The 15,091-nt window shown below is 67.5% G+C and carries 12 protein-coding genes; 11 read left to right on the top strand and 1 reads right to left on the bottom strand.

What is annotated here, in order from left to right; translation table 11 throughout:
• The first annotated feature begins 99 nt into the window (after positions 1-99).
• The 11 genes from AB1I47_RS09630 (at position 100) to AB1I47_RS09680 (ending at position 14,447) form a co-directional block, all read left to right on the top strand.
• Entirely contained in the window at positions 100-804 is a 705-nt protein-coding gene (locus AB1I47_RS09630; RefSeq protein WP_354683519.1) for a glutathione S-transferase N-terminal domain-containing protein, read from the top strand.
• A gap of 191 nt (positions 805-995) precedes the next feature.
• Positions 996-2,342, top strand: a complete 1,347-nt coding sequence (locus AB1I47_RS09635) for a PQQ-dependent sugar dehydrogenase (protein ID WP_354683520.1) — start codon at positions 996-998, stop codon at positions 2,340-2,342.
• Between the two features lie 188 nt (positions 2,343-2,530).
• Positions 2,531-3,355 (top strand): class I SAM-dependent methyltransferase, encoded by an 825-nt coding sequence (locus AB1I47_RS09640; RefSeq protein WP_354683521.1) that lies wholly within the window; start codon positions 2,531-2,533, stop codon positions 3,353-3,355.
• 235 nt (positions 3,356-3,590) lie between these two features.
• Complete coding sequence (locus AB1I47_RS09645) at positions 3,591-3,956, top strand: hypothetical protein (protein ID WP_354683522.1); 366 nt, start codon at positions 3,591-3,593, stop codon at positions 3,954-3,956.
• 197 nt (positions 3,957-4,153) lie between these two features.
• Entirely contained in the window at positions 4,154-5,311 is a 1,158-nt protein-coding gene (locus tag AB1I47_RS09650; RefSeq protein ID WP_354683523.1) for an acyl-CoA dehydrogenase family protein, read from the top strand.
• A gap of 392 nt (positions 5,312-5,703) precedes the next feature.
• On the top strand, positions 5,704-7,059 hold the full coding sequence (locus AB1I47_RS09655) for a TolC family protein (protein WP_407935814.1): 1,356 nt from the start codon (positions 5,704-5,706) through the stop codon (positions 7,057-7,059).
• A 24-nt stretch (positions 7,060-7,083) separates the two neighbouring features.
• Entirely contained in the window at positions 7,084-8,313 is a 1,230-nt protein-coding gene (locus AB1I47_RS09660; protein WP_407935813.1) for an efflux RND transporter periplasmic adaptor subunit, read from the top strand.
• A 13-nt stretch (positions 8,314-8,326) separates the two neighbouring features.
• Positions 8,327-11,449, top strand: coding sequence for an efflux RND transporter permease subunit (locus AB1I47_RS09665; RefSeq protein WP_354683525.1), 3,123 nt, complete (start codon positions 8,327-8,329; stop codon positions 11,447-11,449).
• A gap of 396 nt (positions 11,450-11,845) precedes the next feature.
• Positions 11,846-12,454, top strand: coding sequence for a hypothetical protein (locus AB1I47_RS09670; RefSeq protein ID WP_354683526.1), 609 nt, complete (start codon positions 11,846-11,848; stop codon positions 12,452-12,454).
• Between the two features lie 120 nt (positions 12,455-12,574).
• The gene (locus tag AB1I47_RS09675) at positions 12,575-12,778 is read left to right on the top strand and encodes a CsbD family protein (protein WP_115665425.1); all 204 of its coding nucleotides are present in this window, start codon (positions 12,575-12,577) and stop codon (positions 12,776-12,778) included.
• A gap of 250 nt (positions 12,779-13,028) precedes the next feature.
• On the top strand, positions 13,029-14,447 hold the full coding sequence (locus AB1I47_RS09680; protein ID WP_354683527.1) for a sensor histidine kinase: 1,419 nt from the start codon (positions 13,029-13,031) through the stop codon (positions 14,445-14,447).
• A gap of 74 nt (positions 14,448-14,521) precedes the next feature.
• On the opposite strand, the gene AB1I47_RS09685 is transcribed toward AB1I47_RS09680, so the two are convergent.
• Entirely contained in the window at positions 14,522-15,019 is a 498-nt protein-coding gene (locus AB1I47_RS09685) for an acyl-CoA thioesterase (protein WP_354683528.1), read from the bottom strand.
• Positions 15,020-15,091 lie beyond the last annotated feature (72 nt).

The raw sequence follows: 15,091 nt of genomic DNA on the forward strand, positions 1-15,091 counted from the left end.
TGCACGGTTCCCGCCCCCGGGCTATCATCCGGTTTTTCCGCAAGCCGGTGTGCCGCGCCCCGCGGCGGCCATCGCGCCATGGACGCAACTGGAGGCCACGTGTCAGATCTTTCCGCCTTTCCGATTACCCGCAAATGGCCGGCGCAGCATCCCGACCGGATCCAGCTCTACTCGTTGCCGACGCCCAACGGCGTCAAGGTGTCGATCATGCTGGAAGAGACGGGGCTGCCGTACGAGCCGCACCTGGTGCGCTTCGACGCCAACGACCAGATGTCGCCGGAATTCCTGTCGCTCAACCCCAACAACAAGATCCCGGCCATCCTCGATCCCAACGGGCCGGGCGGCAAGCCGCTGCCGCTGTTCGAATCGGGCGCGATCCTGCTGTATCTGGCCGACAAGTCTGGCAAGCTGATCCCGGCCGACCCGGCGCGCCGCTACGAGACCATCCAGTGGGTGATGTTCCAGATGGGCGGCATCGGGCCGATGTTCGGGCAGCTCGGCTTCTTCAACAAGTTCGGCGGCAAGGACTACGAAGACAAGCGCCCGCGCGACCGCTACGTGGCCGAAAGCCGGCGCCTGCTGAACGTGCTGAACCAGCGCCTGGACGGCCGCGCCTGGATCATGGGCGACGAGTACACCATCGCCGATATCGCCACCTTCCCGTGGGTGCGCAACCTGCTGGGCTTCTATGAGGCGGGCGAGCTGGTCGGCATCCAGGACTTCCCGCACGTCACGCGCGTGCTGGAAGCTTTCGTCAAGCGACCGGCGGTGATCAAGGGGCTCGATACGCCGCACCGCGGCTGAGATCCGAGCAGCGGCGGGGCAGCGAGGGCATCGGAGCGGCGTTCGCGGCGCCGCTGTGCGGGTTTGTCCTACACGACGGCGTCGTCGCTGCCCTACAGAGGCCCGGCGGGCACGCATCCTATAGTCCAAGGGCAGGCGCGCCGGGCCAGCAGCGGCCGGCGCGGCCCTGCCATGCCTGAGGAGCCCGGACCATGCCCATCCCCTCCACGCCCTGCCGATCTCTCCCGCGCGCGCTACGCCTTGCCATGCCGGTGGTCGCAGCCGCCGCGCTGGCAGCCTGCGGCGAGTCCGCCAAGCTGCCGTCCGAAGCCGGCTTCGGCCCCACGCCGCAGCTTCCGCCGCCGCACAAGACCTCCATCCCCACCGTCAAGATCGCACCCGCCATCGGCTGGGCCGAGGGCCAGCGCCCGGTGCCCGCCGACGGCATGTCGGTGACGGCCTTTGCCGACAAGCTCGACCATCCGCGCTGGGTCTACGTGCTGCCCAACGGCGACGTGCTGGTGGCGGAAAGCAACGCCCCGCCCAAGCCGGACGACGACAAGGGCATCCGCGGATGGATCATGAAGAAGGTGATGAAGCGCGCCGGCGCCGGCACGCCCAGCGCCAACCGCATCACGCTCTTGCGCGACATTAACGGCGATGGCGTGGCCGACCAGCGTTCGGTCTTCCTGAAGGACGTCAGCTCGCCGTTCGGCATGGCGCTGGTGGGCAACGATTTCTACGTCGCCGCCACCGACGCCGTGCTGCGCTTCCCGTACCAGCCCGGCCAGACCCAGATTACCGCGGCGCCGCAGAAGGTGGTGGACCTGCCAGGCGGCCCGCTCAACCACCACTGGACCAAGAACCTCATCGCCAGCCGCGACGGCAGCAAGCTCTACGTGACGGTGGGGTCCAACAGCAACGTCGCCGAAAACGGCATGGACAAGGAAGTCGGGCGCGCGGCGATCTGGGAAGTCGATCGCAGGACCGGCGGGCACCGCATCTATGCCAGCGGGCTGCGCAACCCCAACGGCATGGCGTGGGAGCCGGCCACCGGCATGCTGTGGACCGCCGTCAACGAGCGCGACGAGATCGGCAGCGACCTGGTGCCCGACTACATCACCTCGGTGCGCGACGGCGGCTTCTACGGCTGGCCCTACAGCTACTACGGCCAGCATGTGGACGATCGCGTCAAGCCGCCGGCGCCGGAACTGGTGGCCAGGGCCATCGTGCCGGACTATGCGGTGGGCGCGCATACCGCGGCGCTGGGGCTCGCCGCCGCCACCGGCAACAGCCTGCCGGCGCGCTTCCAGGAAGGCATGTTCGTTGGCCTGCACGGCTCGTGGAACCGACGGCCGCTGGCCGGCTACAAGGTCATCTTCGTCCCGTTCAGCAAGGGGCGGCCCGAAGGCGCGCCGTTCGACGTGCTCACCGGCTTTCTCGACGAGAACGGCAAGGCCCGCGGGCGCCCGGTGGGCGTGGCCATCGACAAGCGCGGCGGGCTGCTGGTGGCCGATGACGTCGGCAATACCGTATGGCGGGTAAGCGGGGCGAAATAACGCCGCGAAACGGCGGCGCAGGGCATCCTGGCGACCCTCCTCGGCGGTGGCCATAGCACGGCGGGCCTGCGGGCTCGCCGTGATGTCTATACTTCGCGTGACGGGCGCGCGCGGCGCGGCTTTTGCCGTGCCCGGGCCGCGTCGCCGGGCACACCGGCAGCCCGGACACCGATGCCGAGGAGGGGGTCATGGATCACACCACAGATTCGTTTCGTGCCTTTGAGCTGGCTGGCTGGGAAGACCCGGAAGTCGTCAGCCAGTACCAGGAACACCTGTCGCACGTGACCAAACAGTCGGTGGAGGCCCTGCTCGACGAGGCCCGCACCGCCAGTGGCCAGCGCGTGCTGGACGTGGCCAGCGGCTCCGGCCATATCGCCGCGGCGGCGGTGCGGCGTGGCGCCGAGGCGATCGGCATCGACTTCTCGCTGGCGCAGGTAGAGCTGGCCCGCAAGCTCTACCCCGATGTCCGCTACGAGCAGGCCGACGCGCAGGCGCTGCCGTTCGACGACGCCAGCTTCGACGTGGTGGTCAACGGCTTCGGCATGTGCCACCTGTCCGATCCCGACGCCGCGCTGAACGAGGCCTTCCGCGTGCTGCGCCCCGGCGGGCGCATCGCCTTCACGGTCTGGGACGCGCCCGAGCGCGCGGTCGGCTTTGGCGCCGTCTATGCCGCGATCCGCGCCTATGGCTCGATGGAGGTCGATATCCCGGCCGGCCCGAACTTCTTCCTGTTCAGCGATCCGGGAGAGTGCCGCAGCGCGCTGCAGAAGGCCGGCTTCATCGCGCCCACCTGCCGGCAAGTGCACCAGGTGTGGCGCTTCTCCGCGCCCGACCAGCTGTTCGATGCGCTGGCGCAAGGCACCGTGCGCGCCGCGGCCACGCTGCGCGCGCAGACGCCCAAGGCCCGCGACGAGATCCGCGCCGTGCTGCGCGGCACGGTGGCGGCCTATATGCATGGCAGCGGCTTCGAAGTGCCGATGCCTGCGGTGCTGGCATCCGCGGTGAAGCCCTGAGCTTGCCCGGCTGTCTGCGCTGACGCACAGGGCCACGCAGGGCGGGGTGTTGGGCCGCGCCCGACATACCCGTTACTCGCGTCGGCCCGATCCCACCACCCAACCTCCGGAAAGTGCCGCAATCCAGGCCGCAGCCCCCGCTGTGGCCGTGGCATGGTCATTGCGAAATGGACACCGAGCGCGGCGCCGCAGCGCGTTGTTCCACCAGCCAGCCATGGCTTCCCGGAGAACCCCGATGTCGACCCAATCCCCATGCCAGACCCGGCAGGCCGCGCCGCGCCCCGCCATCCTCAACCGCACGCGCCGCGCCCTGGTGCTGCTGCGCGTGCTGGGCTTATGTGTGAACAGCGTCGCCTGCGCCCAGGGCGAGGCGCCGCCGGCCGCTGCGCCTGCCGTGCAAGCCGTGGCACCTGAACAGAAGTTTGCTCCCGGATACCTGGAGGCGGTCGCCACCGGCTATGACAATGGCGTGGCGATGCTTGAGCCGGAAGGCATTGCGCCGCTGCGGCTGCCGCGTGAGGCGCGGAGCCCGGCTGAGGCACCGGTGCCTGCGATCATGCCGGCGGCGGTGCGGGTGGTTCGGCAGGGACCGGCACGCTGACCCGCTCGGCCTGTTCCTGATCGTCCCCAGGGCTCAGGGCGGATAGCGAGGCCATCCGCCGCTATCCACCCCCCCGGCGCAGCGCACCCCGCCCATTCCGGGTGTTGTAGAAAAATCATCGTTTCCGACGAATCTGATGGGCGCGGGGCGGCAGACACTGCATCGATCCGATCACAACAGCACAAGGAGACCCCGCCATGCAACGCCTGATCTTCGACGCCGAACACGACGCCTTCCGCGCATCCGCGCGCCGCTTCTACCAGCGCGAGGTCGGGCCGCACGGCGAGCGCTGGCGCGAGCAGGGCTGCGTGGACCGCGAGGTGTTCCGCAAGGCGGGCGAGCAGGGCTACCTGCTGATGTGGGCCGACGAGCAATACGGCGGCGCCGGCGTCGAGGACTTCCGCTACGAGCAGATCCTGATCGAAGAGAATGCGCGCCATGGCGACTCGGGCTTTTTCGGCACGCTGCACTCGCGGCTGGTGGCGCCGTATGTCGGGCGCATCGGCAACGAGGAGCAGCGCTTGCGTTTGCTGCCGCCGGCCGCGCGTGGCGAGGCGATCTTTGCCATCGCCATGACCGAGCCGCAGACCGGCTCGGACCTGGCCGGCATCCGCACGCGGGCCGACGACAAGGGCGACCACTGGCTGCTGAACGGCGCCAAGACCTATATCTCCAACGGCCAGCTTGCCGATTACGTGGTGGTGGTCGCGCGTACCGATCCCGAGCGCAGCCACGGGCTGGGCCTCTTTATCGTCGAGCGCGGCATGCCGGGCTTCGAGCGTGGGCGCAAGCTGCGCAAGATGGGCCTGCATTCGCAGGACACTTCGGAGCTGTTCTTCGATAACGTCAAGGTGCCCAAGGCCAACGTCCTGGGCGAGCCGGGGCAGGGCTTCCGCTACCTGACGCGTCATCTGGCCGAGGAGCGGCTGATCGGCGCCTGCGGCTATATCGCGTCGGCGCAGGTGGCGTTCGATATCACGCTGGACTACGTCAAGGAGCGCAAAGCCTTCGGCCGCGCGATCGGCACATTCCAGAACTCGCGCTTCAAGCTGGCCGAGTTGCGCGCGCAGCTTGACGCGTTGCAGACCTTCGTCGACCAGTGCGTGCTGCAACACAACGCGGGCACGCTGACGGTGGAGACGGCGGCCTCGGCCAAGCTGCTGACCTCCGAGCTGCAAGGGCGCGTGGTGGACGAGGGCGTGCAGTTGCACGGCGGTGCCGGTTATATGGAGGAGTACCGCATCTGCCGCATGTACACCGACGCGCGCATCTCGCGCATCTATGCCGGCAGCAGCGAAATCATGAAGGAGATCATCGGGCGCAGCCTGGGGCTGGACGACCGCAGCAAGGCCTGAAAGGCGCAGGGCTGCGCAGGCGTAGGACATTCCTGAACGTACGGTGAGAGATCGCCTGACTTCATGTAGTCGTTTTCCGGTTTTTCGCTGTTTTATCGGGTTTTCCGCCTTTGAAAGCTTTTGTCAGCCATATGAAAGCCGTTTGTAATGCGCTTCGGTTTGAATGCGTGCGGGAGATCGTGTCCGGGTAGCGTCTGACGCATCAGGACAGCGGGCGAGGGCGCACCAAGACAGCCACGCCGCGCGCGACCGCAGTGGCGGGTGGCAGGACTGGAGGATTTTTTACTGGTCAGGTGCACCGTTTGGCGGACACGGTCGTTTACCGCAGACCGTAGTCGAACCGAGCCTGACTGACCGTGCCTTTTGTCTTTGCCCGTGCCGCCGTGGGGGCCCTGCTTGTGTCGGGGGTCCTGGCCCAACCCGCGGCGGGCCTTGCCGCCGACCGTACCGCCGCTTCGCTTCCCGCGGCCGCTGACTCCGCCGATGTCGCCTCGCCCTGCGTGCCGCCGCCTGCCGGCGCCACGCTGACGCTGGCGCAGGTGCGCCTGGACGCGCTGCGCTGCAACCGCGACATCATCGCCGCGCGCCGCGGCGTGGAGGCGAGCCAGGCCGACGTGCAGATCGCGTCGCAGCGGCCCAACCCTGTGCTGAGCCTGGGCGTGGCCAATATCAACCCGCATGCGGGCGTGGGCTCGGGCAACCTGCGCAGCAAGACGGTGGACTCCACCGTGCGCGTGGACCAGCTGATCGAGACCGCCAACAAGGGCGGCCTGCGCGTGGATGCCGCGCGCAAGGCCAGCGCCGCTGCCGGCGAGCTGGTGCAGGCCGTGGTGGCGCAGCAGACCGCGGCGGCCGAGCAGGCGTTCTACGATGCCGTGGTCAGCCAGGAGCGCGTGGCCGTGCTTAAGGAGACGCTGGCGCTGTACGACCGCACCCGCCAGGCCAGCGAGACGCGGCTCAAGGCAGGCGACGTGGCGCGCGCCGATGTGACCAAGCTGCAGCTCGACGCGCTGCGCGCGCAGAATGACATGCGCCAGGCCATGACCGACCACTACCGCGACAAGGCGCAGCTTGCGCAGGCAATGGGCGTGCCGGGCACGCTCGCCGACAATCGCCTGGTTCCCGACTGGCCGCCGCTCGACACGCCAGCGCCGCCCCCCGATCCCGATACGTTGCAGCATCGTCCCGACGTCACCGCCGCCGAGGCCCGCCTGGCTGCGGCCGCCGCCGCACGCGACCTCGCCCGCGCCGGCCGCGTCCCCGACGTGACCGTGGGCGCGCAGGCCGAGCACTATCCCGTCTCCGCCACCAACCCCAACGGCAGCGGCAACAGCTACGGCGTGTTCCTGTCGATCCCGCTGCCGGTGCGCCACAGTAACGGTGGCGAGGCCCGCCGCGCCGAGGTCGACTACTACGCCGCGCTCGACGACCGCAACCGCGTGCTGCTCGAGGCCGGCAACGAGATCGACCGGCTGCGCAGCCAGCTCGAGGCCGCGCGCCAGTCGCTGCGGCAGATGCGCGACGACGTGCTGCCCGCCGCCGAGAGCGTGGCCGCCAGCGCCGAGTTTGCCTACAGCAAGGGCGCCACCGGCGTGCTCGACCTGCTCGATGCGCGCCGCGCGCTGCGCCAGACCCGGCTCGACGCCGTCAATGCGCAGGGCGAGTACGCCAGGGCGCTGTCGGCCTACCGCGCCGCGCTGCAGACCTCCACCACCGCCGCCGCCCCGGTGTCGCAGGCACGTCCCTGAACCCGCAGTTCCAGCGCTTTCTTCATGTCCCTCCTGTCAAGCATGTTCCGCCGCATGTCCTGCAAGCCGTTCTTCGCCGCCTTGTCCGCACGCCGATCCACCCTTTGTGCCATGTCCCTGTGCGCGCTGGCGCTGGCCGCATGCGGCAAGCCTGAAGCGCCCAAGGCCGATGACGATCCCAGGGTCAGCGGCAACACCATCCAGTTCCCCGCCAGCGTGAAGACGCTGCCCGGCATCGCCGGCGAAGCGGCCAGGACCGGTGGCGAACGCATGCTGAGCCTGCCCGGCCGGCTGGTGTGGAACGAGGACAAGACCGTGCGTGTCTCGACGCCATTTGCGGGGCGCGTGACCGAGATCCTGGTGCAGCCCGGCAGCACAGTAAAGGCCGGCCAGCCGCTGGCGAACCTGACCTCGCCCGACTTCGGCGTGGCCCAGGCCGATGCGCGCAAGGCCGCCGCCGACAGCGCGGTGGCCGCCAAGGCGCTGGCACGGCAGCGCGAGCTGTACGGCGCCGGCATCATCGCGCAGAAGGAACTGGAGCAGGCCCAGGCCGACGCCGCCCGCGCCGCTGCCGACCTGCAGCGCACGCAGGCGGCGCTGCGCCAGTACGGCGCGGCTGCAGGCGGCAGCGACGGCGTCAACCAGCGCTTCGCGCTGCGCAGCCCGATCGACGGCCTGGTGGTGGAGCGCAATATCAATCCCGGCATGGAACTGCGCCCTGACCAGCAGCCAAACGCGCCGCTGTTCCTGGTGACCGATCCCACCACGCTGTGGGCCCAGGTCGATGCCAGCGAGGCCGACCTGAGCCTGTTCAAGCCCGGCGTCAGCGTGCAGCTGAGCACCACCGCTTATCCCGGCGAAATGTTTGCCGGCACCGTGGTCAAGATCGCCGACTATGTCGATCCCACCGCGCGCAGCATCAAGGTGCGCCTGGCGGTGCCCAATCCCGACCGCCGCCTGAAGGCCGAGATGTTCGTCACCGCAAAACTGCCGGCGGCGTCGTTCCAGGGCATCGCGGTGCCGTCCAAGGCCGTGTTCCTGGCCGACAACCGCAACTATGTGTTCGTGCGCACCGCCGCCAACAGCTTCGAGCGCCGGCAGGTGCGCGTGGGCGTCACGCTGCCCGGCACCACCGAACTGCTGGAAGGCGTGAAGGATGGCGAGACCGTGGTGACCGAAGGCAACCTCTACCTGCAGGACATCCTGCGCGATGCCACCGCCGTCAACGCGGCGCGTGCCGCCGAGAAGAAGTGAGGACGCCCGCCTTATGATCTCGCGCATCGTCAGCTTTGCCCTGCACCAGAAGCTCTTTGTCTGGCTGGGCCTGCTTATCTTCGTCGGCGGCGGCCTGGCCGCGTTCAAGAGCCTGCCGATCGAGGCCTTCCCCGATGTCTCTGACATCCAGGTCAACGTCATCACGCTGTACCCGGGGCGCGCCGCCGAAGAGGTGGAGCGCCAGGTCACCATCCCGATCGAAACCGCGCTGGCGGGCACGCCCAACGCGGTGCGCGTGTTCTCGCATACGCAGTTCGGCCTGTCGTTCATGATGGTGACCTTCAACGACCGCGCAACCGACGTGACCGCGCGCCAGCAGATCCTGGAGCGCCTGCGCAGCGTGGACCTGCCCGACGGCGTGCATCCCGACCTGGCGCCACTGTCCACCGCGATCGGCGAGATCTTCCGCTTCCGCCTGACGGGCAAGGGCTATTCGCCGCAGGCGCTGCGCACGCTGCAGGACTGGGTGGTCGAGAAGAACCTGCGCCAGGTGCCGGGCATTGCCGACCTGGTCACCATCGGCGGCACCATCAAGCAGTACGAGGTCAACCCCAATCTCGCGCGCATGCGCGACGCCAGGATCTCGCTGTCGCAGCTCTTCACTGCGCTGCAGCGCGCCAACGCCAACGCCGGCGGCGGGGCGGTCGCGCACGGGCGCCAGCAGTTCCTGCTGCGTTCGCTCGGCAGCTTCCGCACCTCGGCCGATATCGCCAACGTGGTGGTGGCGGAGAACAACGGTACGCCGATCCTGGTGAAGGACATTGCCGACGTGAAGGTCGGCAGCGCGCCGCCGCAAGGCCTGATGGGGCAGGACGACGAGGACGATATCGTCTCGGGCATCGTGGTGATGCGCAAGGGCGAGAACCCGTCGCTGGTGCTGGAGGCGCTGAAGAAGAAGATCGATTTGCTGGATGACCAGATCCTGCCCAAGGGCGTGAAGATCGTGCCGTACTACGACCGCTCCACGCTGATCGACAAGACCCTGCATACGGTGTTCGGCAACCTGGTGGAGGGCGCGCTGCTGGTGATGGCGGTGCTGTACCTGTTCCTGGCCAACGTGCGCGCCGCGGCGATCGTGGCGCTGGTGATCCCGCTGGCGCTGCTGTCGACCTTTATCGGCCTGACGTGGGTGGGCATCCCGGCCAACCTGCTGTCTCTGGGCGCGATGGACTTCGGTATCATCGTCGACGGCGCGGTGATCGTGGTCGAGAACATCTTCAAGCGGCTGGGCGAGCTGAAAGCGCTGCAGATCCAGGACAGCCGGGCGCGGCTGCATGCAATCCTGCAGGCCACCACCGAGGTGGGGCGCCCGACCGTGTTCTCGATGGTCATCATCATCGCCGCGCACATCCCGATCTTCACGCTGCAGCGGCACGAGGGCAAGATCTTCGCGCCGATGGCCTATACCGTGACCGGCGCGCTGATCGGCTCGCTGATCGTCTCGCTGACGGTGGTGCCGCTGTTGTGCCACCTGCTGCTGAAGAAGAACATCGCGCACGACGACAACTTCATGGTGCGCCACTGCAAGCGGCTGTACGAGCCGATGCTGGCCTGGGCGCTGGACCACAAGAAGCTGGTGGTGGGCGTGGCGCTGGGTTTGCTGGTGGCGACCGTGGGCGTGGGCAAGTTCCTTGGCAGCGAATTCCTGCCCGAGCTCGACGAGGGCTCGATGTGGGTCAGCTTCGATTTGCCGGCGTCGGTATCGATCGACGAAGCGCGCGACCAGGCCCGCATGCTGCGTGGCGTGATCCGCAAGACCCCGGAGGTCAACACCACCATCTCCAAGGTGGGCCGCCCCGACGACGGCACCGATCCCAAGCTGATCAACACGGTCGAAATCCTGGTCGACCTGAAGCCGGAGAAACAATGGCGCGACGGTTACGACAAGCGCCGCATCATCAACGAGATCAACGCCAACCTGCGCCAGTTGCCCGGCATCGAGCCCAATTTCTCGCAGCCGGTGCGCGACAACATCCTCGAGAGCATCTCGCAGATCAAGGGCCAGATCGTGATCAAGGTGCAGAGCGACAGCCTGGAGCAAAACAAGCGGGTGGCTGACCAGATCCTGGCCAACGTGCAGTCGGTCAAGGGCGTGATGCGCGCCTTTATCGACCGCGACGGCGAGCTGCCGCAGTACGTGCTGGAGTTCGACCGCGCCCAGGCCGCGCGCTACGGCATCAACGTGGCCGACGTGCAGGACCTGATGGAAACCGCGCTCGCCGGCAAGGCCGCCACCGAGCTGTGGGAAGGCGAGAAGCACTTCAGCGTGGCGGTGCGGCTGAAACCGTCCGAGCGCGCGTTGCCCAACCTGCCCAATATCTTCATGCAGACCGCCGATGGCGCGCAGGTGCCGCTGTCGCAACTGGTGAGCTTCCGTGCCGCGTCGGGCGCGATGAACATCAGCCGCGAGAACGGCCAGCGCACCACTTCGATCGGCATCTTCATCCATGACCGCGACATGGGCAGCGTGGTCAAGGACATGCAGGCGCTGGTGGCGAAGAACGTCAAGGCCGACGACGTCAAGATCAGCTGGTCGGGCGAGTTCGAGAACCAGGAGCGCGCCATGGCGCGGCTGGCGATCGTGGTGCCGCTGTCGGTGCTGGTGATCTTCCTGCTGCTGTTCAACGCGTTCAAGTCGTTCAAGAGCGCCACGCTGATCATCTCGAACATCCCCTTCGCGCTGATCGGCGGGGTGTTCGCGCTGTTCCTGACCGGCATCCCGCTGTCGGTGTCGGCGGCGATCGGCTTTATCGCGCTGTTCGGCCAGGCGGTGCTCAACGGCGTGGTGATGGTGACGTACTTCAACCAGCTGCGCGAAGAGGGCATGCCGGTGCGCCAGGCGGTGCTGACCGGCTCGATGGACCGGCTGCGCACGGTGCTGATGACCGCGCTGCTGGCGATGCTGGGGCTGTTCCCGATGGCGATCTCGCGCGCCATCGGCTCTGAGACGCAGCGCCCGCTGGCGATCGTGATCATCGGCGGGCTGATTACCGCGACGCTGCTGACGCTGATCGTGTTGCCGACGTTGTATGAATGGATGGTGGGACGCAACTGGCCGGACGAGGAGGGCGAGAAGGGGGATGAGAATGTGTTGACGCCGTCGATTTCGGCCTGACGAACACTGACGAGTCCGAAGAGGAGAGCGGTTTTGGGTGCTCCAAAGCCGCCCGAACTAGCCCAGGCAAGGTGTTCTCCCTCTCCCAGGGGGTCCCAGGGGGTCCCAGGGGAGAGGGGAGCCTGCTGCAAGCGTCTGTCGCGCCGCAGCTGTACGCCTGTCTGCCGACCCAGACATGACGTCCTCGCCCGCCCGCCGCACCGCAACCCGGTGCATCCCCTCCCGTGTGCCTTCGCCGAATCGTGATGTCGGAATAGTCTGACGCGCCTTTCGGAGCCCCTCGCCTGATTCCCCTATCCGCTGGAGCCTACGCTGTACATACGGCTAGGCCAGCAGCAGCATGCCGCCGGCCCTTTATGCGTACGCATACGCATTCACCCGGAAAAGGAGCTCGACATGATGAAGAAATGGCTATCAGCAGCAGTGTGTTCGATGATGTTTGCCGCCCCGGCTGGTTTTGCGCTGGCACAAAGCCCCGCAGCTCCGACCGCCCCAGGGACGCCGGCGACCGGCGCACGGGCCGATTATGACGCCGCGGTCAAGCAGGCTGACGCGGACTACAAGGCTGCCACCGCCAAGTGTGACGGCATGAAGAACAACGCCAAGGACGTGTGCAAGGCCGAAGCCAAGCGCGACCGCGACGTAGCCAAGGCGCAGGCGGAAGCCCGCCGCGACGGCACGCAGAAGGCGACAGCGAAGGCCGAAAAGGTCAAGGCTGACCGTGACTACGACGTCGCCAAGGAAATGTGCGACGACAAGAAGGGCAACGAAAAGGACGTCTGCAAGAAGGACGCCAAGGCCGCACATGAAAAGGCACTGACGGCTGCCAAGGTAGACAAGGCCGCGGCTACCGGTTCGCGCACGGACGTGGCGGAAGCCCGCGCCGATGCCAAGAAGGACGCCACCGACGCCGCCTACAAGGCTGACAAGGAACGCTGCGACGCGCTGTCGGGCGACGCCAAGGACAAGTGCCAGGCTGACGTCAAGGCCAAGTACGGCAAGTAAGCGCCAGGCAAAACCTTCGCATGCCATCCCGCCGGCCGTTGGCGGATCATCGACCGACTCACTCGCGGACGGGCCGCTGCTAACGGCGGCCCACACCGCCACCGCATGTAGGAGCAGATCATGAACTGGGACCAGATCGAAGGCAAGTGGGAACAGGCCAAGGGCAAGGTCAAGGAAAAGTGGGGCAAGCTTACCGACGACGACATCGCGCAGATCAATGGCAAGCGCGACCAGCTCGCCGGCCGCATCCAGGAGCGCTATGGCTACACCAAGGAGCGCGCCGAGGAAGAAATGAAGGAATGGGAGCGCGACGTCCGCTGGTAAGCGGCGCTTCGTGACAGCAGCAGGACGGCGGGGCGCCAGCGGGCGCCCCGCCGTTTTGTTGTGCGCACGCTCCGCTACCCCCCTGAAGAGGGCAGTTGCTGTGGATTAAGCGCGCGTTAGCTCAGAATGCAACCGAATGATGCACACGCCGCTCGCGTACGGCATACCATGTCGCGTCGCGGTCGGGCACGCCGGCCATCGGTCCGGCATGCCATGCCGCCTTGCCAGTCTCGCCCTGTTCCCCCACTGCATGTACGCTGCCTTGCCCGCCTTCGTCTCGTCGACTTTCCTTGGTTACGGCCTCTACGTGCTGGTGACCAAGGGCGTGACGCGCGTCTCGGCTTCGTTCTTCCTGCTGTGCGTGACCACGTTTGCCTGGCAGGGCACCTGGGTGTTCCTGTTTCAGGCCGCGCACCCGGACGTGGCGCAATTGCTGGCCCGCCTCGGCTACCTGTTCATCCTGTTCCTGCCGACCACGTTCTACCACTTCATCGCGGAAGTCACCGAGCGCCGCCAGGAGCGGCCGCTGCTGCTGGCCTCGTACGGCATGAGCCTGGTGCTGGCGGTGCTGCTGCTGAGCACGGACCAGGTGGTGTCGGGCTACTACACCTATTTCTTCGGCGAGTATCCCAAGGCCGGGCCCCTGCATCCGCTGCACCTGGTGCAGACCTTGCTGGTAGCACTGCGCAGCGCGTGGATCCTGGCGGAAGAGCGCCAGAATGCCGCGGCCGAACGGCGCAAGCGCTACAACCTGTGCCTGGTCGCGGTGCTGCTCTACTCGCTGGCGGGGGTCGACTATGCGGTCAATTACGGCATCACGTTCTATCCGCCCGGCGTGGTGTTCGTGGCAGGCAGCCTCGGCATCCTGGCGGTCAGCGTGGTGCGTTACGACCTGATGCACCCGTATTCGCTGGCGGCCACCGTCGCGCATGAAGTGCGCACGCCGCTGGCGACCATCCGCATGCAGGCGCAGGAACTGGCGCGTGCGTGGCCGCAGCTGCTGCAGGGCTACCGGCTGGCGGTCGAACACGGGCTGTGCGAGGACCGCCTGCGGCCCGGGCAGCTCGAGCGCGTATCGAGCCTGGTCGGTGCCATCACGCGCGAGGTGGACGGCACCAGCACCGTGATCGACATGGCGCTGGCCTCCGTCACGCTGGAGCGTCTGGACCGCAGCACCTTTGCGCCGCACGGCATTGCCGACTGCGTGCAGGCCGCGCTGGAGCGCTTTCCGTTCCAGGGCGAGGAGCGCGGCTGCGTGCAGGTGCGCGGCATCGATGCGGGCTGGCGTTTCGTCGGCTCCGACACGCTGCTGGTCTACGTGCTGTTCAATCTGCTCAAGAACGCGCTGCATGCCCTTCGCGCGCACGGCGGCGGGCGCATCGATATCACCGGCGCCACCGAGGGCCAGTACCACGTGATCCGCTTTCGCGACACCGGCCCCGGCATCCCCGCCGACGTGATGCCGCGCATCTTCGATCCGTTCTTCTCCACCAAGGCGCATGGCAGCGGCTCGGGCCTCGGGCTGGCGTTCTGCCGGCGCGTGCTCGAGACCTTCGGCGGGCGCATCGACTGCGAGTCGGTGCCGGCCGTGCACACTACCTTCACGCTGCGGCTGCCGCGCTTCACCGCGATGGCCGACACCCGCCTGCGCACCAGCACCGCCGGCTGACCCGCGGCCGGCGGTACTGAATTCAGGTCCGTCCGGTTTCAGCCGGACGCAGGTCCAGTTCGAAGCCCGCGATTTCAGCTCGCAAATTGCGGCAGCGCCAGTTCATATTCCCTGACCCGCTCGATGATGCCCGCCGGAAAGCGCGAGATGCGCTTCTGGCGGTCGGCAAAGACGATCTGCTGGTAGCCCAGCGAAACCGGCTTGCCGCCCACGCAGAAGCGGAACAACAGGTACGCCGAGCATTGCCTGACCTGGAACGTGTTCAGGTAGCAATCCACGCGCTGGAACGGGAAGGTTTCCTCGACATACTCCTGGTGCGCGCGCTTGGTCACGAAGACGCCGCCGGCGGCCAGCAGGTTGTCGTGAATGCATTCATGGAACCAGCGCTCCCGGCAGATGCCCTGCCACTCGAAGTAGCGGGCGAAATAAGTATTCATAAAGGCATTGGAATCCTTCAGGTAGATATCGATCGCATGGTGGAAGGTCTTGTGCGTGCCCGTCTCTGGCGCGCCCGGCTCAGCGAAGGCCGTACCGCGGTTCAGGACATGGGGGATCACGTCTCGCATCAACATGGGTTGACTCCTTGAGATGGCTGCAAGCGGCAGCCACGCGGTGCCCCGGGGGAAAGGTCGGGGCATGGTGGC

This window comes from Cupriavidus necator, assembly GCF_040578825.1.
In the GTDB taxonomy this organism is placed as follows: Bacteria; Pseudomonadota; Gammaproteobacteria; order Burkholderiales; family Burkholderiaceae; genus Cupriavidus; species Cupriavidus necator_E.